Raw genomic sequence first — 23,049 nt, 5'->3', positions numbered from 1 at the left:
TGGCCATGTCGGGCTATACTTCGTCTTAACTTATCTGCTGCAATACACACCGAAGCTGCTTAATGTAGGATTGATACGTGATTCGATCACTTTCAACTGAATATATCTTGCGTTCGTCTGTTGAAAGCTGCAAATCTTCTTATACCCAACAACGGTACCTTCATAAAGGTACACCCACTCCTCGCCTTGTTTGAAGGCCAGCTGGAAGCGTTCAATCCGTTGTCCTAATTGGATATATTCCTTCAATACGATACGATCAAACGTCGTTTCTGTACCAAGATCAATCACAAGTTCAGCTTGCTCCATCCCTTCCTGCGGACACCAATACGTATCGGATCGAGCATCTGTTAGGTTCCCAGCATCGACACTTGTATCCTTGGTTTGAGAAGCCCACACGTTCGCTCCTTCAGCTAGATCTTGTCCATAAGTAGCGCGGAGCCATTGCCCAAATTCACGCAAATGCCGTGCATCTGTCTCATGAATGAGCCCACGTTGATCCGGTGGAATGTTCAGCAGAAGTGCGCTGTTACCGCCAACTGTACTCTCGTATAGATCAATCAATTCATCAACAGTTTTCACCTTGTCATCGTCAACAGGATCGTAGAACCACTGGGGTCTGATCGATACATCCACTTCCGCCGGATACCAAATCATTCGATTAGCTTCCGCCAAAACAGATCGGCTCCCCAAATCTTCTGTTTCTGCATTTATTTTTTGCGAAAATGTACCATCATCATCCTGTTGCGATTCGGATTGAATTTCCTCGATATTCCATCGAGCAGCAGGAACTACACTCCATTCCGATTCGCGTGTGTGACCGGCTTCATTGCCGCACCAACGAACATCAGGTCCACAAATATTGATAACAGCCTTAGGCTGCAGCTCGCGAATAATTCGATAAGCAGCTTTCCAATCATATACTTGCATTTTACCGTTCGGTCCCTCACCGCAAGCACCATCAAACCAAACACAAAATATCTCGCCATAGTTTGTAAGCAGCTCTTTTAATTGATTCTGGAAATAGGTATTGTATCTAGGCGAATCACCGTAAGTGGGCTCATGCCGATCCCATGGTGATAAATAAACACCAAATTTCAATCCTTGCTCACGACAAGCTTCAGCTACATCTCTTACAACATCCCCTTGCCCATCCTGCCATGTGGTGGATTTGACCGAATGATCCGTGTAAGTACTTGGCCAGAGACAAAATCCATCGTGATGCTTACAGGTCAGGATGACACCTGTCATTCCTGCTAAACGGCAGGACTCGACCCACTGTGCAGCACGATAAGCCGTCGGATAAAACAACTGAGGATCCTCGTCACCTAATCCCCATTGTCTCCCCGTAAACGTGTTCATCCCGAAATGAATAAACGCATAAAACTCCATCTCTTGCCAAGCCAACTGGCGTGGAGTGGGAACGACCTTTACTGCTTCTTCTAAGGAAACTGCCATCTCTATATTGCTCCTCACACGTAATAATTTCGACTCTCTATTTTATATAAACAATATGTGCTCATCCGTCTGCCACTACATCGAAAGGCAAACGAGTGAGCTCTGTATTCAGCGTTTCACCCAAATAAATCATATCGTAACTGCCAACTGGTAGATCCAGATCACTGAAAATCAACTTGCCATCTGGCTGGCCGAACGTTTTGGTCTGCACGGAGACAATAGGACTAATGCGTTCTGTCTCACTCGGTTTAGCTCCTCTTAGATAAATACCGAAGGCATCTTCTCTTAGCGAACCTACATAAGTAACCTCAATTTGTTCATTTGGCTGAAAGACCGATTTGTTCATAATCATGGCAGGATTACGAAGCGTGCAATCTGGATCTACCGTCAGATCCACCACAGGAATGGTCACTGGAAGTTGTACCGAATATTCAGCATCAGTAACCCACGATTTCGAGGAAAAATCTCTTCCTTTTACAAGGACCTTATCCTCGAAGACTTCGACGAAAAATCCCTGTGAGCCCTCTTTCAGGACGTCATCATCCGTCCATAAATAAGCTACAGAAGCAGCATTAAACAGGGTCGCATACTTCCTGTTGTACATCGTCTCCTTTGCGCCCAGCTCCCAGTGCGTGTGACCGGTAAAGACAATGGATTGCGGGTGTTTGGCTAGAATCATCTTTAATTCTGCGTCCTGCCTGATCCCGTTCCATCCAAACTCACTTTGGGATCCAGCGACCGTATTCATTAGGGGCTCATGAACAAAAATAAATGCCGGTTTCTCCGCCACTTCATGTTCGGACAACTTTTGATCCAACCACTTGAGCTGTGTCTCTGATATATATGCGCAGTCTTTCAAGCCAATTTCTGTGCCAAGGAATATAAAATGATAACCTTCCAACCACAAATCATAGTAGGCATTGTGAATCCCCGTATGCTCTTTAAATAACGACATCTGCCTATCAATATCTTTCCAGCGCACATCATGATTGCCGTAAGTAAAATAGATTGGCGGCAGCCCCTCCATATTAGCTTTCCAAATCTGTTCCATGATTTCAAATTCCGCTCGCTCCCCATTGTCCGTGATATCACCGACATGCATGATCCCGTGACAATCTGGGGAAGTTGCCAAAATATCCTTGAGAGCCTGATCAAAATTCTGGGCTTCAGTCCCCACTAAAGTGGCTTTAATATGGGTATCTGTCAAGACGACGAACGTGAGACTTGGTTTCTTCACCATTGCGTTCTCTCCTTATTTCGATATAGAAGGAATTGCAAAGTCCGTATTTGCGCATCGAACCAAATACCTTGTTCCTGACTCTGCCTTGAAGGAATACACCGAACCACCTATAAAGTTCACCATCAGTGCATCCCCTTCCTCCCTATTGATCACAAGGGGTGATTCGCTGCGGATTGTACACAAGCCATCCTCTGTAGCATGCAGCACTGCTTCTATAAGTTGACCATCTTGCCACCCAATCTCAACCTCGAAGCCGCCCCTTGCCCGCAGGCCGCTAACTCGGCCATGACGCCATGCTTTCGGCAAGGCTGGCAGAAGCAAGATTTCATCCCTGTGCGATTGCAGGAGCATTTCTGCGATAGCTGCCGTACTGCCAAAGTTGGCATCGATTTGGAAAGGGGGATGGTCACCAAGTAGACTCGTATGCACGGAATGACTAAGCAGCTCCATCAAATTGGTATAGGCTTGCTCGCCATCATGCAATCTCGCCCAAAAGTTGATGATCCATGCGCGGCTCCACCCTGTATGACCGCCTCCGTGTGCAAGCCGCCTCTCTAGCGTCCGTCGAGCAGCCTCGGCTAACTCTGGCGTATGATGAACAGTGATCTGCTCGCCTGGATGCAGGGCAAATAAATGTGAAATATGACGGTGGCCGAGTTCCACTTCCTCATAATCAATCGCCCATTCCATCAACTGGCCATGCTTGCCAATGGCGGGTTCTGGTAATCGCCTCCTTACCAGTTCTAGTTCCTCGAGAAATTCCTTATCCGTATTTAGAACCGTCCCCGCCTCTATACAAGCAGCAAAAAGGGTATGAATCATTTGCGAATCCATCGACGGTCCAATGCTAAGAACCCCTTCATTGCCATTCGGCAATCGATACGTATTTTCCGGTGAAAGAGAAGGAACCGTGACAAGACGACCTTGCTCATCCTCAATGAGAAAATCAAGGAAAAACAACGCTGCCTCTTTCATAATCGGGTACGCTCTTGCACCTAGAAAATCCCGATCTCCGCCATAACGATAGTGCTCCCACAAATGCAAGGACATCCATGCCCCGCCCATCGGCCAGAAAATGGCAGGCACATAAATGCCGCATATGTCTGTCTCCGCCCACAGATTCGTGGCGTGGTGCGCCACAAAGCCTCTGGCGCCGTAAATCTCCCTAGCTGTTTTACGCCCGCCAAATTGCACACTTCAGCCGGCCAATAATTCATCTGCAAGTTAATATTTAAATGATAATCACTTTCCCATGGCGGCGTATGACTCTCATTCCATATACCTTGCAAATTGGCAGGCAAAGAGCCTGGTCGCGAACTCCCCATAAGCAAGTAGCGGCCATATTGAAAGAATAACGAAATGAGTCCCTGATCTGCATAGCCTTCTTGGATTCGGCGTAACCGTTCATCTGTCGGCAACGCAACCGCAACATGATGATCTGGATCTTCAATTTCAAGTTGAACACGTTCAAACAACGAACGGTGATCCTTCACATGATCCTCTCGAACAGCCTCAAATCCTTTGACAACACTTGCTGCTATGCGGGATTGACACACGATAAGCGGTTCGGGATGTCGAAACGTCGTTGCAGCAGCCACGTACAAAGTAACACTGTCTACAGCTTCCACAGAAATGAAGTCGCCAATAATCTGCACGTTCCCACCTACTGTTACGGCCTTCAAAACCGTCGCATAGTGAACCCCCTCTGGCCCGCATTGCCCTTGCATAACAATGCTTTCCGCACCTTCTTTACCTGACGTGCCTTCAAATGGACGTCGGCTCAAATTCATTGAGAAGCTGATTGCTCCAGAGCGATCCGAGCTTAAACGAATAACAAGCACCTGATCAATCGCACTTGCGAAGATCTCCCTTTGATACGTCGTCCCGTCCAAGGTATAAGAAGTTTTAGCAATCCCCGTCGGCAAATCCAATTCACGCCTATAGTTGGTGGTTTCCCCATTTGATTGTCGAAAATAAAAGTTTATATCACCTAGCGTTTGATAGGGTGCAAAGAATTTGGGCCCCGGTGTCATCGCCATACGCGCCAAATACTCGGCATCCTGCGGCTTACCCTCGAACATAAGCCTGCGAATTTCCTCAAGATGTTTATAGGCGTCAGGTTGCTCCCTCTTCTTGGGTCCGCCATACCAGAGGGAATCTTCATTGATCTGAATCCGTTCTTGCTTTACGCCTCCGAATACCATCGCTCCTAACTTGCCATTCCCTACTGGAAGAGCGTTTACCCACTTCTCTGCGGGCCCCCGATACCATAACTTCAACTCTTGTGTACCCATAAGGATCACCCTTCTTTTTAAAAAGAAACCCGATCACGCCATCAACAGGCACGATCGGGTCCTTTCATTTCATCAGACTTATTTGGATTTTTCTTTGTAGAACTCGTTCGTTTCTTTGAGATGCTGTTGGAAGCTTGGATCATCTTTGAACTGTTTCACCAGTTTATCCCAATCCTCAAGCGTATTTTTGCCAAAAACCACATTCACCATCATATCGTTCAGCTTTTTATCCCAATCTGCTCCCTTTTCCTTAAATGGCGCTGACTTCATTAAGCCGTAAGTCGGATCTGTGATAGAGGAAATCGCATCAACCACTTTTTTATTGGCTTCGTAAACATCCGTTGGAATACCCGAGATTTTAGCTCTCGAATATTTATCAAAGTATCCTGTTACCCATTGGCCTGTCGTATCACCGGAATATCCTTTTTTCTTGCCTTCTTCGGTTTGCTCAACGCTTCCGTCAGGCTTCACTTTATAGTCGACATCTTGGATGCCGTAAGTAGCAAGGTTATACCCTTCAACCGAAGCTGTATAATCATAGACTTCTAGGATTTTCTTCAGCTTCGCCTCATCAACCGATTTCTTATTGATCAGGAATTGTCCATAATAACCACTTGCTTGCTCATAATAGGCCTTGCCATCTGGTGCTTTTGGTAGTTCCACAGCAATAAGGTTCGCTTGCGGAGTTACCTTTTGCAATTCCAAATTATATTTATAGGGATCAATCACGTTGGCAAATGCTACACCCGCTTTACCCTGAACGAGCATATCTTTAATTTGTGCTGCCTTGAGTACAGGGAAATCAGGAAGAATGCCGCCTGCTTTAAATGATTTATTCCAGAAAGCTAGCGCATCTTTGGCTTGTGGTGTATACCAATACGGGATTAGACTACCGTTCTCTTCTTTCCACTTCGTACCCGTGCCAAACATCGAGAGCAGATAACTAGCAGGTCCAGGTGATCCTGGAATGACAGCACCGTAGGTATCTGGTTTGCCGTTGCCATCTGGATCTTTCTGTGCGAAGGCTTCAAGAACTGTAGCTAGCTCATCCATCGTTTTCGGTTGTTGTAAGCCTAGCTTATCCAACCAATCTTTACGGATTAGCATGGACTCGTGGCCATCCAACGGTCTTACACGTGGAAGGGAGTACAGTTTACCTTTCAAAGAAGCATTCTTATATACGTTTTCTGGATACTTAGCTAAGTTAGGATAGTTTTTAATATAAGGACCTAGATCCCAGAAAGCGCCTTGATCAATAGCATTCAAGAAGGCAGGCGTTAAGTTAAAATCTTCTACGAATAGAACATCGGGCAAATCGCGGGAAGCAAGAAGTGCATTTAATTTCTCTGAAATTTGGGCTGCTGGAATCCAATTTAACTTTAGATTGACGTTTAGCTTCTCATTTAGCTTTTTCACAGCTTCCAACTCACCTGTAGGTGCAGCAGCGAAAGCAAGTGTCGTAATGGAAATATCCGCCGGTGCCGCAGGTTTAGCTGATGCTGCAGTTGAACTCGCTGCTGAACTTGCTGACCCAGCTTCATTCGCTTTACCACAAGCCGCTAAGGAAGCGACTAGCCCCGTTGCTGTTAAGAGTACTGCCAATTTTTTAACCATTGGTTTCATGTAAAGACCTCCCGTTTATATGCTTATTATACAATCCGTAATATCAACCTGCATGTCCAATACTTCCCTGCCTGTATCACCCCTCTCCGTACAGTTCTCTCACCCCTTCACGGAACCAACCATCATACCCTTAACGAAATATTTCTGTAAGAACGGATACACCATGACAATCGGTAAGGAGGAGATTACAACGGCAGCCATCTTGATCACCTGTGGCGGCACGGTACGTTCACTTTCCAACATAGCAGCCATCGAAGGATCAGCCATTTGCGATGCAGAAATGAGCAGCATTTGAAGGAGTACCTGCAACGGACGCAAGCTGTCACTATTGATGTAAAGTACGCCACTAAAGTACGTGTTCCAATACGCTACAGCGTAGAATAACCCGAAAGCGGCAAGGGCTGAGACAGAGATCGGCAGCATAATGCGAAAGAATACGCCGATATCCGAGCATCCATCCATTTTGGCAGCTTCCTCTAGTTCGTCAGGAATTTCCTGGTAAAAGTTTTTCATTAAGAATACGTACCAAGCGCTAGTCAATGCCGGCAAGATCAGTGCCCAAATGGAATCCATTAAACCAAGACTATCCACGAGCAAGTAGTTCGGAATCATGCCCGGATTGAACAACATGGTCATGAGTATGGCAACAAGGAAGAACTTCTTCCCTTTCAAGCGTTTACGGGAAAGCACATAGGCTAGCGCACTTGTAACAATTAAGCTTAGTAAGGTACCGAACACAGCGAGTATTCCGCTTATCCCCATCGCATGAACGAATGCGTTCGTGGAGAAGATATACTCGTAGGCAGATAAGCTCCATTTCTCAGGTATCAGGACCAACGACTTCGTCAAGTACTCCGTAGGATCGGTAAATGAAATGATGACAACATAAATGAAGGGCAGTAGTGTCACAAGTCCAATAATTGTTAATACCGTATAGTTTAGGACATTAAATATCTTAGAACCTATCTGATTATCCATATTAGTAAAGTCCCTCCTCCCCAAACTTCTTGGCTACACGGTTTGCTGAAACAACCAGTATGAGTCCTACAACTGATTTGAACAATCCAGCAACCGTGGCATAGCTGAACCGACCTTGTTGAATACCAACGCGGTAGGCATACGTATCAAATACGTCAGCCACCTGCGATACAGGTCCGCTTGCCATAAGGAATATTTGTTCAAAGCCTACATCCATGACTTGACCTAAACGTAGGATTAACAAAACAATAATCGTGCTTTTAATACCGGGAATCGTGACATTCCTCATCTGCTGCCATCTTGTCGCACCATCAATTTGCGCTGCTTCATAGAGCTCTGAGTTAATCCCTGCAAGGGCAGCCAAGAAAATGATCGTCCCCCAACCCGCTTCCTTCCAGATACTTTGAGCCGTGAGCATGGCCCAGAAATAATTGGGCTCCGATAGGAATTCAATCTTGTGCCCACCGAACTCAACGATTAATTGATTAATAACCCCACTGCTTTGACCCAATATTAGGAAGCAAATACCGACGATGATAACCCATGATAAGAAATGGGGCAAATAGATGACCGTTTGTACGAATTTCTTAAAGGGTAAACTCTTCACCTCATTCAGCAATAAGGAAACCACAATGGGAATGGGGAAGAAAAACACGATATTTAGAAGTGAGATCGCCATCGTATTTCGAAACAACAACATAAAATCGGGATTCGTGAAAAACTCATGAAAGTATTTCAATCCAACCCATTCGCTACCCCAGAAACCTAAATATGGAGAATAATTTTGAAAAGCAAGCAATAATCCCCATAACGGTACATACTTGAATATGAGGAAAAATAGTAATCCTGGCGCTGCCAATAGATATAGATATTTGTCACGCTTTAGCGCGACCTGCCACTCGTGTACCCCTGATTTCTTAGATGTCTTTCTTTCTTCGAGTCCACTCGGGATTACTTTCTGAATTTGTTCCACCTGACTATGTGACAATGTCATCACCTCTCATTATTACGTTGGCATCTCGTTGTTTTGCTTGAAATGATCGTACCTGATCGTAAGTCCTAGGAACAATGACCAATTCTTATTCACGCTTTTCCCTCATGACAAAAAAAGAGAAACCCCGTAACTACGCGGTTTCTCTTCCTATTTTCCTCATTTTTCGCTTCATAATGAATCCATATAACGATTTTTGGGCATTCTAATTTTCCTCGTCTGATCCACGGAATTGACCTGGTGTCACACCCATTTGCTTTTTAAATACCCGAATAAAGTTCTTCATCTGATACCCAACTCGCTCAGCCACATCGGAAACCGATAAATCGGTCGTACGAAGCAACTCAATGGATTTCTCAATCCTTACCTTGGTCAAATATTCAATAAAGGAGAGATCCTTTTTCTTTTTGAACAACTTGCTTAAATATTGCGGACTCAATCCACAAATTTGTGCACATTGATCCAACGACAAATCGAAATGGTAGTTCTCCTCCATATACCGAACCACTTTCGCAATCAGCTGCTCATGCTCCTGATGCTGCTTGCCATGCACATAAGCAACAATGGGCTCGACCAATTGCTCTTTAAACCAGGCATTCAGTTCGTAGGTCGTACTGATATTGCGGATATGAAGATACGGATCTTCATTCGACTCACCAAATAATTGCGCTGTATCCAATCCGAGCATGTAGGCCGTGCGAATCGCAGCAGTTAACAGTCGATAATACGACATTTGAATGAGCTCAGGCTTCTGAATCGCAGCACCCATCGATTTGGCAAACTCATCCATCATCCTGACTGCTTCATCACGATCGCCAAGCTGCAGCGAATTCTCAAAATGAGTTTCAATTTCCAACGGATACCGATAATGCATGTCGGAATGACTTTTACCACTCGTATGGGCTATGACTTGATTCCCGCCAACAATGATACGAGAACGAACCGCAAGCAGTGCCTCTTCGTATAATTCAGGCAACTCGCTAATTTGCTCGCTTTTCCCACTAAGCCCAATCGTAACCTGCAGATGCAAATAGTCAGATACAAGCAGCCGCAATCTCTCGGCAAATTGTTTGATGTCGGACTCATCGTCTTCCGCTTGCAGCGGATCCCTATACAGCCAAACAGCAACCTGATCATTCAGCAGATTGATGCCTATACCTTCCATCCCATGGGATTGTATAAGTTCACTTGCTATATTTTTCACAGCAAATACAATTAACTCACGGTCATTTTCTTGGAAACGCACCTTGCCTTCCGACTGCAAATCGAAGGCAATCACGATCACAATGCTTTCCTTATCTGCAGGCACGTTATACCTCCGAAGCATGGAGGCCAGTTGATCCTCGGAATAATAGAGGAATCGTCCCTGCAAGAGCTGCAAAGCAAAGATTTCACGAATAAGTGGCAGCTGGTCACTCAGCTGCTGTTGCATGTCATTAGCCGTGCTGCTGAGCTCTGCCCATCGTTTGTGCACGAATCCCACTTCATCAGTTTCCACTTCATCGGTTTGTCCGTCTTTGACATAAGCGACAAGATTCTGAATAGGGCGATAAACACGACGTGTGCCCCATAGCGTTATGAGTGCTCCTAACACCAAGCATATGAGAACTATGATCAGTGTGATTAATTTGATCCCATTGGACTTCGCATTCAATTGATCGATCGGAACCATATTGATATATTGCCATTTATTTAAAGATGAAGTAATCGGGGTCACCATATATTCGGTTCCCTTAAAGGCGAACTGGAAACGTTGTTCGGAACCCTGTTGAGCAACGCGATCAAATAAACCTGGAGGAACGTCACTCCCCCCCATTGAGGTAACAAGTGCTCCCTTTTCGTCCAAAATGAACATTTGTTCACCTTTATAGCTTATAAAACGTTTCATAATGTTTTTAAAGAGATCTTCATTAATACGAATAAACATGAGCCCGATGGGCTGTTTAGCAAGTAGTGGCAATTTAGCAACTAACGTAACGCCATTGTCGTTATAGCCAGGTAAGGAAGGGTAGGGTCCGCTTACCCATTTGAGCTGATCATCCACAGCAAGCTCTTTAAGGAGCGCCTCACGTTCCCCCATGCCCTCAATTCGTCTCCCCCCATAAATCGGAGAGATCAAATAGCCTTCATCCGGCACGTACACTGCAACATCGCTAGCTTCTTTGTTACCATTGATGAGTGCAGATAATTCACGTGAAATCCCTGAGTAAAAACCCGTGTAATTCGTGCTCTTCAATTCCACCAAATTGGAACTAAAAAATGAACCTAGCAACATTTGGATCGCATTGTTTTGCAAGCGATCTAACGTGGAATCAATGGTTGAGGATACGTTATTTAAGATCCGAACATTCGATTGATTCACTTCACTTTGTACAGCGGAGGCTGAATATAAATAACTCCCTATCCCAACGACGAGAACGGGAATAATGGCAGCAAACAAGGATAGGGTCACCATATTGCGAAAGATCGTTTTGCGTCGGAAAAAACGCTTCCACAAATTCGTAAGTATTTTGCGCATGGCAATCACCTCATTCATTGAATAATGAGCATTTTAATCGGTTATACCTATAAAATCAAGTCTTCAAGGGAATAAAGATCACCCGACTTCGTCTTACAGACAAAGTCGGGTGATCTTTGTTTCCAGGAACTTGTTCAACTTATGACTTTAAAAAGGCAATAGCGTTTAACAGCCTCTCAGCAAAAGCTGCTTCAATCTTTTTACCTGATTGCGCACGAATGTGATTTTCTAACGCATTGAATGCATTCTGATCTTGTGTCTGATTCAAATGCTTTTGAAGAACGTCAATCATGACTAACAAGCTGTTATACACGCCTTGGTTAGTAATCCAGCCTTGCTGGAATGCATACCTTACCAATTCATCCAAATGATCTGCATCCATCATTACTTTTAGCGTGTACGCTGATCTTGTTACGTTCCCCGCTGTATCCGTTGCCGTAACGACTACAGGAAGATCGCCAATTGTCAGACTTAAAGGACTGAACGTGTACGGGAGGCTTACTGCATTACCGTTCAATTGAAGCGACTTCCCAGCTATACCACTAACAGGATCGGAAATATCGAAATTCAGGCTGCCACCAGCCGTCCAGTAAACAACCATCGAAACGGTTGGAACGATGCTGGGAGCCGATGCATCGATTTTCACAATCGCGGTTTGGACCGACTCTTGATTGCCGGCATTATCCACGCTGTAATATTGGATTTCATGTACGCCATCTTCAGCGATCGTAACCGAGTTTCCTTCCGTAAACGTGCCGTTGGCCAGTCTATAGAACGTCTTCTGCACACCGCTGCCCTCGTCGCCTGCAGTCAATGTCACAGTCTGGGCATTGCGCTGCCAATCTGGCTTTGCATTATCTGTCGTAATTGGTGCTGTCGCATCCTTCTTGAACGTTACAACGTGAGTTTTGCCTAATGAACCTGCTACGTTAATCTGGAGCTTTAACGTGGGCAACGTTTGTACAATCGTAACCGTATCATCACTTCGTACGAGGGATAACGCAGCTTTGTTCAGTTCCAGTGTAATCGTACTTTGCTTTTGTGTTGGATCGGATACGGCTATGTTTAACTCCGATTCGTTTTCCTTCACCATGACAGATGATGGATTACGCGCTGTAATAAAATCAACTGTACCTGGATTCCAGAAATTCGCTGCTGTTATACCGAGCTTCTTCTCTCTAACCGCATGCACATCCGTCGTATTGCTTAATACTTCAACATCAGGCGCATTGCTGTAAAGCTGAGTAGCCGCAGTGTCTTTATGTGGCAGCATCACGTACGAATATGCAGCATTCGAAGGCGTAGCCCCATGTTCAAAGGCCAGGCTCATGTAATTCCGAGTGATTGGCGTCGCCGATTGGCCGCTGTTAATGTCGCTCCATTTGCCAGTTCGGGCCTCACGAAGTCCATAAACACTAGTCGCTTCTGGGAAATAATAGCCCATATCCGTTCCGGGCATATTTCCAGCCAAATGAGCCCACTTAACATTCTCCATGTTTTCCGACCAACCGAGCTGACTCGTTTGGGCTGCGCCATTCACGGTGAGCACATTATCACCCGCATCACTCAACTTGCGGTTATCTATGATCGTTTCTACAGGCTGTGGTCCAGCACTGGTACTTGAAATACCTGCGCCCAAGGCAACGATTTCATCATCGAACATAAACCACGACTTTTTGCCTTGCAGGTCGCTTCCCGTCACTTTGGTCAAGGAAAAGTCCATGCCTGACGCGCCGTACAACCCATCGATCGTCGAGCCTCCTACCCACTCTTTCGCGTTCATGTACGAGGTCCATTCACCTGGCGTCATGCCTTTGCCAGAGCCATTTGTTGTTGTGCCTGGCAAACGAAACGAATCTACAGTCGGCCAGAAATCATTCCGATATTGGTTGAGGTCTTGGTCGTAAAGGTACGTCATACCGATCCCTGTATACCAACCTTTTAAATTCTCGTTATTGCCCTTCTCAAACGCCGAGATCCGATTGGAGAACATGCTGATTCCGAAGCCGTATCCTTCACGCAAATGGACAACACGGTCCATTCCTGAAAATACTTGGTTTTTCAGCAATTCACCTCTAGGCTGTATCGAGGCATCGTTTAAGAGATTTTTGACAAGACTCAAATCGTAGACAGATAAGCCATCGAAATAATTGGTATACGTCGTATCCGCCAAAATCCACTCCATCGCCATTCGCTTAATGGATGACGCCACATCCGCTGGCGCCCCTTCAGCTAAGCGAAGCAACGTTGTAATCGTGCCTCTGGCGCTGCCTGAGGCTTGCCTCGACATGCCTCTGCCATTGACCATATCCATGTAGAGACCTTTATATATGACAGGCTCAAACGTATCTGATACCCATTGGTACACGTTATTGACGTTGGGATCCGTTACCGGCCAAGGAGAGCTATTCAACAAGAAGGTCATATCTGCAGCCCGGCTTAGCCAAACTGCTCCGTATCCCGCCGTATACGCAATATTGGTGTGTTGAACAAGGGAACCGTCGTCATAAACACCGTCCCCATGATCGGTGTAAGCAAATTCTGGCCCCATCACATCGCGTCCTTGTATAATCTTTGCACTATTTTTCCCGATTACACCCCGAACCGTTACAACCAATGCTTTATCCAGCAGATTAGCACCCGTCATTTTGCTTCCTTTGACACCAAGAACGGAGCCAACTTTGGGATCTGGACAAAACTTATCAATCGGCTTAATAAACTTGGTGATCTGCCCCTGAGTCAATTGCCCGTACATGAGCACGATGAGATCATTTAAGGTTTGCGGGACCCCGATCTCCCAGTCCCACCAATTCCCATATGGGTTCTTGTTTTCGTTATAACGGTTCGTATACATCCATTCCATAGCGCTCACGATATCATCTCGCAGCGATGTGCTTTGATACAAAAGAGTCCCTGGCATGGAATAAGCTAAGGCCATCGTTTTTAAACGCGCATAAGCCGTGCTAATCTGGCTCGAATCTGTTGTGCTTGTCAAATCACTCCATAGATTTGTCCGATTACCAGCTTTGTTCACGCGATCCCACAAGCCTGTTTGGTCTGCATTGGATACACTGTCTGCCAGTTTAGTGAGGTTAGCCGCCATATCTGGATCAGCAGGATTGAACAGGGCACCGCCCGTTAGCTTGTCGTTCCATTTCTGTCGAAGCGCATTGTACGATGCTGCCATTTCCGCCGATTCCACGTTGATTGTACATTGCGCTGAAATCGTCCCATCTGGTGTCGCAACTGTAATGGTAGCAGTGCCAACCCCTACGGCCGTCACATTTCCATTGCTGTCCACTGTCACTGCACTTGGGTTGCTTGAAGACCACATAACCGTTCTGTCCACTGCGTTCGTGGGAGTGAGCACCGCTGTGAGTGTAGTCGTTGTATCTTTCGTCATTGAAATCGCGCTTGGGTCCAAAGCAATTCCTGTTACTCCGTTATATTCCTCCAGACTTACTTCATCGAACCATACTTTCCCCATGCCTGTCTCCAGAAATGGTTCGATGACCAATTTGGTTGCATTCGTTGGAATTGTCATAAAAACCTGTTGCATCTTCCAATCGTTCGTACCTAACAATTTTGGGGTTGAGGGACCGTCTCCAACTTTGCTTGCGTTATAAAATTGTGTTCTGAAGTATGCTCCTGTTCCTGTAACATTCTCCGTTTTCAACCACAATTTCAATCGATAGGATTTCCCCGCGGTCACCGGTGTTACCGTCTGATTAATGGAGACTCTGCTCGTTGCAAATGCATCTATCAACACCGACTTACTTCCCTCATGGGCAGTTGCCATATCCAGCGTGACATTGACGGTTTTGTTTGGGGCCTTCCCGCTTCCAGTAGGAATCCATAGCCCCCAACCCACAGGAGCATTCACACTGCTCCAATTAGCATCTGTGGCCGTTGTCGCCTGTTCGAAACTTCCGTTCGTCATTAAATTCACCGCAGCGGCTTCTGCTTGATTGGTTGCGCTTTCATAAAATGGAACAGTTGAGGCAACCACACTAAAAAGCAAATTAGCAGCTAACAGCATACTCACTTTTTTTTTAACCTTCTTCATCAATTCATCCTCCCGATCTCATCTATCGATCATCAAGACTATGGAACAAAATTTCTTTTCCTTAAGTATGTTAAGTCTTTGGCCTTGCACATATCCGATCGTACCTGACCGCTTCTTCCGTGACAATGACCAATTATTGCTGCGTAAATAGTCGGAGACAAAAAAAGGAGAACCCCGTTGTTACAGGCTTCTCTACTGATTCGATGCACTTTTTTTAACACATTAGCATCCTTCATATCCAATTTGGAGCATTCTCATTTTCACCGGCTACCTGTTAGTAAGTCTAATCTAAAATCGTCATTGACTTTAACCTCTACCCCATTTATCATAAATGTCAGTGAGTACTGACATTGTTTCGGAAGAGGGATACCATGAACGACAGCAGTAACAGCAAGCTGGGTAGTAGCGATAAACTTCTATTAGCCGCGCTCCATTTAATCGCAGAAAAAGGCTATAACGGCGTAACGACGCTGGAAATTGCCACCGCAGCTGGCCTTAGTGAGAAGACCTTATTTCGCCATTTTGGCACGAAACAGAAGCTTCTAGAGGCTGCCTTCGACCGCTATCATTATGCGGAAGAGATGAAGAAACTGTTTGCAGAGAAGCTCGTCTGGGATTTGGAGAGGGATCTTCTTCTCGTTTGCACGACCTACCATGAGATTATGAATAGGAATCGGAAAATGATTCAGATCTCCCTCAAAGAAGATGAGGGTCAATTACCCGGCTTTCGCGCTCGTACCCAGAAGCATCCTCAACAGCTGCTCGAGATCTTGACGAACTATTTCATTGAAATGTCCGAAAAAGGGAAAATCGTCACAACGAATCCTGAGTTGCATGCCTTTACCTTCATTATGATGCATTTTGGAGCTTTCATGAATGATCTTGATGCTCAAAAAAGCTATCCAGGCATTACTTTAGCACCCTTCGTGCAAGAGAGTATCCAGTTATTTGCTAGGGCTTTACGGCCCTAGTTTTTTTCTCACTCGCATGACAGTAAGTACTGACAGTCTTTTTTTGAAAGGAAGTGCCCTCTTATGGCAACCAAAGCACCACTGCAAACCGCTGACAAATTAATGCGTGTGCTCATGTTCACCATGACCTTATCCATGATGAGCGGCGTTATGTTTAACATAGCCCTCCCAAAAATCAGTAAAGAATTTGCGCTCACAATAGCCCAAGTGAGCTGGCTATCTTCTGCTTATATCATGATTTACGCCATTGGCGCTGTCACATATGGAAAGCTCGCTGATCGCTACAGATTAAAAGATTTAGTCACATTCGGTCTTCTTTTGTTTGCGCTAGGCTCCTTGATCGGTCTGACTTCGCATACATTTGGCATGGCGCTAGTCGGCCGATGCTTACAAGCCGCTGGTGCAGCCGTCATTCCAGCGATTGCTATGATTATCCCTTTACGTTACTTCGCTCCCGAGCGAAGAGGAGCAGCCCTTGGCATGACAGCTGTTGGTTTAGCTTTTGGTAATGCACTTGGGCCTGTGATTGCAGCTCTCATTATAAGCACACTACACTGGCGTTGGTTGTTCGCTGTATCTCTCGTTGTGCTGGTCGCTCTTCCCTTTTACCGCAAATACCTAGGCAATGAACAGCCCGTAAGTTCAAGCAAGTTCGACTGGATTGGCGGCGGTTTACTAGGCATCACCATTGCTTTACTGCTGCTCAGCGTGACGAACGGCTTCTTGCTTTTACTCGGCGCAATGTTCGTTCTTGGATTATTCATGGTGCGTATTCGCACCGCGGGTGAGCCATTTATTGCACCGAAGCTATTTCAAAATCGGAAATACACGCTCGGGCTTACCCTCTCGTTCCTCATTAGCGGAAGCTGCTGCTCGCTCTATGTACTTAGTCCCTTGCTGTTAACGGATGTTCAACAGCTTCCTTCCGTGTGGATTGGCTTTGCCTTGGTTCCTGCCGCTGCTGCGTCTGCCCTATTTGGCCGCAGAGGTGGCAAGCTCGCCGATGCCAAAGGCAACTCGTACGTTGCTTACATTGCTTCCAGCTTATTGTTAGCCTGCTTCCTTCTGCTTGCCACATTTACTGGCAGCTCACCGCTGCTTATTGCCGTTTTCCTGGTTCTTGGCAATGTGGGTCAGTCCTTCATCGTCATAGCAGTGAATAATTCCGTTTCCCGAACACTTCCGGCGGATCAGGTCGGCGTGGGGATGGGCATGTTGTCGATGGCCAATTTCATTGGGCAGGGTATCGCCATCGGTCTATATAGTAAGGCCGTCGATCTAGGTTCGGCTTCGATGACTAGCTGGAATCCACTTTTCAGCCACGGATCTGGCATTATTTTTAGTAATATCTATGCTGTGTTGGTCGGTTCACAGCTTATCATACTCGGTTTGTATTATGTTTCGTTCGGAAGACAGAAACGTCGAGTAACCGCGACTCAACCAAGTATTTTATCGAATATTTAGAACTCGTCGACAAATTCCGACAAAACCCCACGCTCTCTACATGTAAAATATGAAATGGATCTTTTATTTCGTATTCATATTACATTTATTAGGGGGAAGTTATGGTTCTGCATAAACGAAAGTTACTTCTTGTACTCGTCTCGCTCTTTACGGTCTTCAATCTTTCACTTGGAACACTCGGCTATGCTCAAGAACCAAATGAACTAAACAGCACATCCACTACGCCTTCCTTCAATGAGAACGACATCGTTCCTGGGAAGGTGCTCGTGAAATACAAGCAACAACCTGCTGCTAACGGCATACAGGCCTTGTCCGCACGCTCAGCTTCTTCATGGACAACGGTTAACTTCAACGACGAGCAATCCGTCTCGGATAAGCTCGCTGAACTTCAAGAGGATCCGAATGTGGAATATGCGGAGCCGGTTTATAAGGTGCATCTGATTTCAACGGATGTATCACCCACTGTCTCACAATCAGTCTATTCTGGAACGGAGGCATATAAGCGGACTTGGGGGAAGCTTGCGTCACACATTGATCAAATGGGTACCTACTCCAACTTCTCTCAGAATCAGACTGTCAAAGTAGCCGTGATAGATACTGGTATTGATATGACACATCCAGCTCTACAAAGTGCTATTATCCAAGGTTACGACTTTGTAAATAGTGATACCCATGCACAAGACGATAATGGTCACGGCACACACGTTTCAGGGATTATTGCAGCGCAAGCTTATGGCGGCGCCGATGTAGGTGTCGCTCATGGCGTCCGAATCATGCCACTTAAAGTTCTTGATAGCAGTGGTGGTGGGGATACGAGCTATTTGTACCAAGCTTTCCAATACTTGCAGACCCATCCAGTTGATGTAATCAATATGAGTCTGGGCAGTTATGGAAACAGTAAAGCTTTGCATGACATAATTAAAACAATCCATGATCAAGGTACTGTAATTGTTTCAGCCGCTGGTAACGACAGTAACAATTGGAAGAAAGACGAAATAGGGCAATACTCTACGCAACCTTGGGATACTACAGATACCCACCGTACTGCCTATTTTACTAGCTACCCAGCAGCCTATGAAGAAGTGATAAGTGTTGGTGCTGTAGCCCAACTTACTGATCTAAGCTTTGCGATTGCAGATTTCTCTAATATAGGCAAAATAGATGTCGTCGCACCAGGCGTTAATATTTATAGCACAATTATTGGCGGCAGCTATGATTATAAGTCAGGAACATCCATGGCTACACCTTTTGTTACAGGACTTGCTGCTTTACTGAAAGCAGCTAATCATAATCTGGAGGCAGAAGACATTCGTCTCATTCTTCAGACGACAGCACAGCCAACCGCTCTACAATCGTTGCAGGCGAATATCTATGAATCATCCATCCACTATCCATATAACTATGTTTCGCAAACGATGGCTTATGGTAATGGTCTCATTAATGGCATTCGCGCGTTTGAAGTGCCTAGGCTGAAAATCACGTCGGTTCCTCCAGCTGCGAATTTCCCGACCAATCCTACAGTCAATTATGACTTTAAATTGTTCAATGTTCAGAATAGCGTCGTCAATGTCACCTATTCGGTGTACCTTGAAGCGAGAGCTTTTAATGCAACGACAGATGACAGAGAGAAAGATACAACTTATGACTTTGTTGCACCTGCTTGGGATCACCTTCAAACAGGTCAAAAAAGACTAACAGCTACGATGGCAAATAACGATCCTGTCCATGACTTTTATATTTTCGGGACATGGGAAGAGCCACTCCCAACAGGCGGTGTAACCTACCATCGTTCAAACCTGATTTCCTTCTACAGTCCACCTAACGCACCTCAAGTTAGCTTACAGTCTGGCGATTACAAAGGAACTCAAACGGTTACAATCACTTCTCCTTATTCATCTGGAGTGATATATTATAAGATCGAGCAAAAGAATAAGGCTGCATTCATATCAACGTTCCCTATAACAGGTGGAGAGCTCAAGCTTAGTGAAAATACTTCCTTAACTGTTGCCACTAAACATAATAATGTATTCAGTAATGATGCGTATTATCTGTACACGATTACTCCTGCAGGCGGCGGGGGCGGTGGCGGGGGCGGCGGCGGTGGCGGCAGCTCACAACAACCTCCCTTCCTCAATGCCGATGGGAAAATGGCGTATGAGTTTAAACCAGCACACGTTGATTTATTAATATTGTTAAATAAAGCTTTGTCCGACTTAACCCTGGATGCCAAAACGAAGGAAAACGTGGATATCCTCTCCGTCGAGATGGATGCTGATATTGTTCAAAAAGCTTCGCAAATGAACAGACCGATCGTTATCGCGGCTAATGATATCAACATGCAGATTCCGCCAAATGCTTGGCCGATCAAGCCTTCAACTGGCAAAATCCTATTTACATCAAGCAAAACCAACACATCCATCCCGAATTTCACGTCAGCATCCGCTACTTATGATTTCTCTGTAACCGAGGATGGGGCGAAAATCAATTCATTCGCTTCACCTGTGAAAGTTACGATTCCTTTTGATGCCAAAAAGGTAAAAGATGTTCATAAACTAAGCGTTTATTTCTATGATGAAGCACAAGGTGCTTGGACACCAATCGCCGGCACTCTTAATTCAGATGGCACCATGACGGCTTCACTTGCCCATTTCTCCAAATATGCTGTTCTCGAGAAGCAAAACGAGACAATCCTTAAGGACATTAAGGATCATTGGGCACAAAAAGAAATTGAAAACTTGGCTGGCAAAGGGATTATCGATGGTATCGATCAAGATTCCTTCCAACCTGATTCCACTTTGACAAGAGCACAATTCGTCACCATTATCGCTAAAGCGTTAAAATTACAAGATGGTAGCCAAACAGACATATTCCAGGATGTATCTGCGGATGCTTGGTATCGGAATTCCGTCTATGCAGCCTATTCTGCAGGTATTATCAGCGGCATGAGCGAGCAAACATTTGTTCCGGATGCGCCTATCACACGGGAACAAATGGCTCTCACCATGGTCAATGCCTATTTACATGCAACAGGTAAAAAGCTTGCAGATATCGTCACCACACAAGAGGTCAAATATGCCGACGAAGGCACGATTAGTACATGGGCTAGATCCTACGTCCGAATCGCTTCTGCCTTAGGTCTACTCAGCGGAACAACAGGGGGACAATTCGCTCCTGCGGATAATGCTTCTAGAGCCCAGGCGGCGGTTGTGATTTACCGACTGTTGGACAAAGTACAGTAAGTTAAATGAATAACAAACAGGCTGCTGATTAAGCAGCCTGTTTATGTTTTAACTCCACGAGTAAGGCATGGAGTTGTTCTGTAGCAAGTCCATGAAGTACTAATCGAAAGCCGGCTCGAAGCGTAGAAAGCGGGACCATTGGGTGCTTATTGTTTATCAAAGCGAGCCTGTCATTACTACCGATCACTTTAGAAGCTAGAATCCCAATTGTCTCATCGAGTTGTAAGGAATTCGTTGCTCGCCAAAAATCGTTATCTGTCAGAAAAAACTGGTAGACAGGCGTAAAGCATTCAATAGCTGTCATGAGATCGAGAAAATTGGTCCGTCGATGGGGCATCAGTTCTATAGGGATGCGACTTGAAGTAATAGCATCAAAATTAAGTCGTTCCTGCTTCGCCACCTCAATGTTTTTCTCTCGTAATTGTTTATTTAAATGGATTACAAAATTGTATAAATTGAGGTCATGAATGAGAAACAAATCGTCTTTAACCGGTTCAAGATTTGTCGGTTTCAGCGGATTCATCTCTATATGGACACCCGGAATGTTATCGCGGATAAATTGCAGTATTTCAGATCCCAAATAAAAATGCCGAAGAATCATATAATTGGCGTCTGGACTCACGAACGTTTTCATGCCCCAATACAAGAAACGATGCAGCATTTTAGATGAAGTAAAAGCTTTTGGGAAAATGATTTTGTACAGTTGGAAAAGTATGATCAGCAACCGAGAGAGCGGCCTCAATACAGGAAGCAAAAATTGCCTAGATTTACTAGAGCAGTCCTTCAAATAGGAGGCTTTCGCTTCTTCGTTAAATGGAATGCTTTGATCAAGGTAGATAGCAAGGAATGGATTAGGATCTTGCTTATCATGCGTCATGTTATTAAAATAATCGGCCTTGCTCATATGTTCCCCAGCTCCTCTAATTGTAATAAATACAACCGTGCTGTCGTTTTAGCGGTTTTTATAATCCGTTCGGCAATTTCCATCGTAAGCATCGGATGTTGAATCCCGGCTTCTAGACGCTCGAAATGTTTTTCATCTGAGTCGCTATGATAAAGTAAAAATGATACTTGATCGTCGTTTAAGCCGAGTTGGTCACGAATTGCCTCTCCCCAGTACCTCGCCATGCGACATCCCAAACCTTCAATAATCCACATCGCACCCATCAGATCCACAGGATTTTCTCGGCTTGCCCGCTGAAATAGGTAGGCTGACAGTGCTTCGCTGCCGATATTTTTCTCACCGGATTGAATATCCACAAGATTTCCTCCAACGGCCACGTAATTGCGTTCCAATATTTGAAAGTCGCGATGCTCGTCGCGGGCATGGGCAATAAACATGGAACGCAGATCGATGTTCTCAATCGAGATGTAAGAAGCTGCGCGTGCAATCCACTGTGACCCGTCGATTACCTGCTGACGAATGTTTTCCATGAGCAGCATGTAATCCTCCAGCGTAAATTTGCCCCTGTACAGTTTATGAATAATGGGAACGTGAGCAAGTTTTTGTTCAAAATCAATCCAAACGTTGACTAACTGCCGTACTAAATGAGACTGTACCAAATTGGCATTATCAAAATCCAAATGTGGTGCTTCTGGCTGCCGCTCCATGTATTCAGTTGCTGTCATGTTGCCTGTGCCGACTACAGTTAATAGCATATACGAAGTCTGAAATCTTCCGCTCTCCGGAACCATGCACAGCACTTTTTCGCCTGGTTTCAGATGCCCTTCGTTGAGCAGTTCCTCCAGCATAATATAGATAGAGGCGGCTCCTGTGTTCCCTTTCGTATATAGGTTTGTAAACCATTTGTCTGCTGGAATGGTCATACCGCCAAGCTGCATAAGACGGAAAATTTCATCACGAAAATAATGGGAAGAGTAGTGACAGACCATCCAATCAATTGAAGTAGGATCTACTTTCCCCTCGTCCACAAGTTCAAAAAAACGTTTAACACCAACTTTCGGCATCTCGCCCACTAGGCGAATGTCTTGTTTCAAATTAATAGCCCCATCATTTGCCGCTTCATGGATGGAAGCATAATCAAGCCAACCCGTTTGATTTTCATTGGCGCCTTCTTTATTCATGCCTGCATACATACAAGTGTCTGAACTGTGACCCTAATTGTGGACGTTTTAAAAGAAAGACCCCATGGCCTAATTAGGCCGCTAAAAGGTGACTTCTGAATTCATCAGGAGTCATCTTTTTTAAT

13 protein-coding genes and 1 pseudogene are annotated in these 23,049 nt (G+C 45.2%); 3 read left to right on the top strand and 11 right to left on the bottom strand.

From position 1 onward, the window contains the following. Window positions 1–30 precede the first annotated feature (30 nt). The 9 genes and pseudogenes from ASL11_RS18200 to ASL11_RS18165 all read right to left on the bottom strand — a co-directional run bounded on the left by ASL11_RS18200 (window position 31) and on the right by ASL11_RS18165 (window position 15,165). Window positions 31–1,455, bottom strand: coding sequence for an alpha-L-fucosidase (locus tag ASL11_RS18200; protein ID WP_056617704.1), 1,425 nt, complete (start codon window positions 1,453–1,455; stop codon window positions 31–33). 61 nt (window positions 1,456–1,516) lie between these two features. After that, the gene (locus ASL11_RS18195) at window positions 1,517–2,695 is read right to left on the bottom strand and encodes a metallophosphoesterase family protein (RefSeq protein ID WP_063795620.1); all 1,179 of its coding nucleotides are present in this window, start codon (window positions 2,693–2,695) and stop codon (window positions 1,517–1,519) included. Window positions 2,696–2,707: 12 nt separating this feature from the next. Further along, window positions 2,708–3,046, bottom strand: a complete 339-nt coding sequence (locus ASL11_RS38160; RefSeq protein ID WP_442953071.1) for a glycoside hydrolase family 95-like protein — start codon at window positions 3,044–3,046, stop codon at window positions 2,708–2,710. Between the two features lie 54 nt (window positions 3,047–3,100). Beyond that, window positions 3,101–4,989: pseudogene (locus tag ASL11_RS37505) on the bottom strand (glycoside hydrolase family 95 protein); the annotation flags it as partial. A 78-nt stretch (window positions 4,990–5,067) separates the two neighbouring features. Continuing rightward, window positions 5,068–6,612, bottom strand: a complete 1,545-nt coding sequence (locus ASL11_RS18185) for a hypothetical protein (protein ID WP_056617701.1) — start codon at window positions 6,610–6,612, stop codon at window positions 5,068–5,070. A 99-nt stretch (window positions 6,613–6,711) separates the two neighbouring features. After that, window positions 6,712–7,590: a carbohydrate ABC transporter permease gene (locus tag ASL11_RS18180; RefSeq protein ID WP_056617698.1), complete on the bottom strand. Its 879-nt coding sequence runs from the start codon at window positions 7,588–7,590 to the stop codon at window positions 6,712–6,714. Window position 7,591: 1 nt separating this feature from the next. After that, the gene (locus tag ASL11_RS18175) at window positions 7,592–8,584 is read right to left on the bottom strand and encodes an ABC transporter permease (protein ID WP_056617694.1); all 993 of its coding nucleotides are present in this window, start codon (window positions 8,582–8,584) and stop codon (window positions 7,592–7,594) included. 202 nt (window positions 8,585–8,786) lie between these two features. After that, entirely contained in the window at window positions 8,787–11,099 is a 2,313-nt protein-coding gene (locus ASL11_RS18170; protein ID WP_056617691.1) for an AraC family transcriptional regulator, read from the bottom strand. 139 nt (window positions 11,100–11,238) lie between these two features. After that, a complete protein-coding gene (locus tag ASL11_RS18165; protein WP_056617689.1) occupies window positions 11,239–15,165 on the bottom strand; it encodes a polysaccharide lyase family 8 super-sandwich domain-containing protein in 3,927 nt (1,308 codons plus the stop codon). A 371-nt stretch (window positions 15,166–15,536) separates the two neighbouring features. Between ASL11_RS18165 and ASL11_RS18160 the strand changes: the two genes are divergently transcribed. The 3 genes from ASL11_RS18160 (at window position 15,537) to ASL11_RS18150 (ending at window position 20,839) form a co-directional block, all read left to right on the top strand. Beyond that, complete coding sequence (locus ASL11_RS18160; RefSeq protein ID WP_056617687.1) at window positions 15,537–16,136, top strand: TetR/AcrR family transcriptional regulator; 600 nt, start codon at window positions 15,537–15,539, stop codon at window positions 16,134–16,136. A 63-nt stretch (window positions 16,137–16,199) separates the two neighbouring features. Beyond that, window positions 16,200–17,600 carry an MFS transporter gene (locus tag ASL11_RS18155; RefSeq protein ID WP_056617684.1) on the top strand — a complete coding sequence of 467 codons (1,401 nt, stop codon included), beginning with the start codon at window positions 16,200–16,202 and terminating at the stop codon, window positions 17,598–17,600. Between the two features lie 101 nt (window positions 17,601–17,701). Next, window positions 17,702–20,839, top strand: coding sequence for a S8 family peptidase (locus ASL11_RS18150; protein WP_056617681.1), 3,138 nt, complete (start codon window positions 17,702–17,704; stop codon window positions 20,837–20,839). A gap of 28 nt (window positions 20,840–20,867) precedes the next feature. Here the strand turns inward: ASL11_RS18150 and ASL11_RS18145 are convergent, their stop codons facing one another. Beyond that, window positions 20,868–21,743 carry a DUF6999 family protein gene (locus ASL11_RS18145; RefSeq protein ID WP_056617678.1) on the bottom strand — a complete coding sequence of 292 codons (876 nt, stop codon included), beginning with the start codon at window positions 21,741–21,743 and terminating at the stop codon, window positions 20,868–20,870. Continuing rightward, complete coding sequence (locus ASL11_RS18140; RefSeq protein WP_235550508.1) at window positions 21,740–22,924, bottom strand: 3-oxoacyl-[acyl-carrier-protein] synthase III C-terminal domain-containing protein; 1,185 nt, start codon at window positions 22,922–22,924, stop codon at window positions 21,740–21,742. Before ASL11_RS18140 ends, ASL11_RS18145 begins: the two co-directional genes overlap by 4 nt. Between the last annotated feature and the right edge of the window lie 125 nt (window positions 22,925–23,049).

The sequence above is a fragment of the Paenibacillus sp. Soil750 genome, from assembly GCF_001428045.1.
GTDB classification, from domain to species: domain Bacteria; phylum Bacillota; class Bacilli; order Paenibacillales; family NBRC-103111; genus Paenibacillus_E; species Paenibacillus_E allorhizoplanae.
The sequence above is the reverse complement of the archived record's forward strand: the minus strand, read 5'-3'. Positions and strand labels throughout refer to the sequence as shown.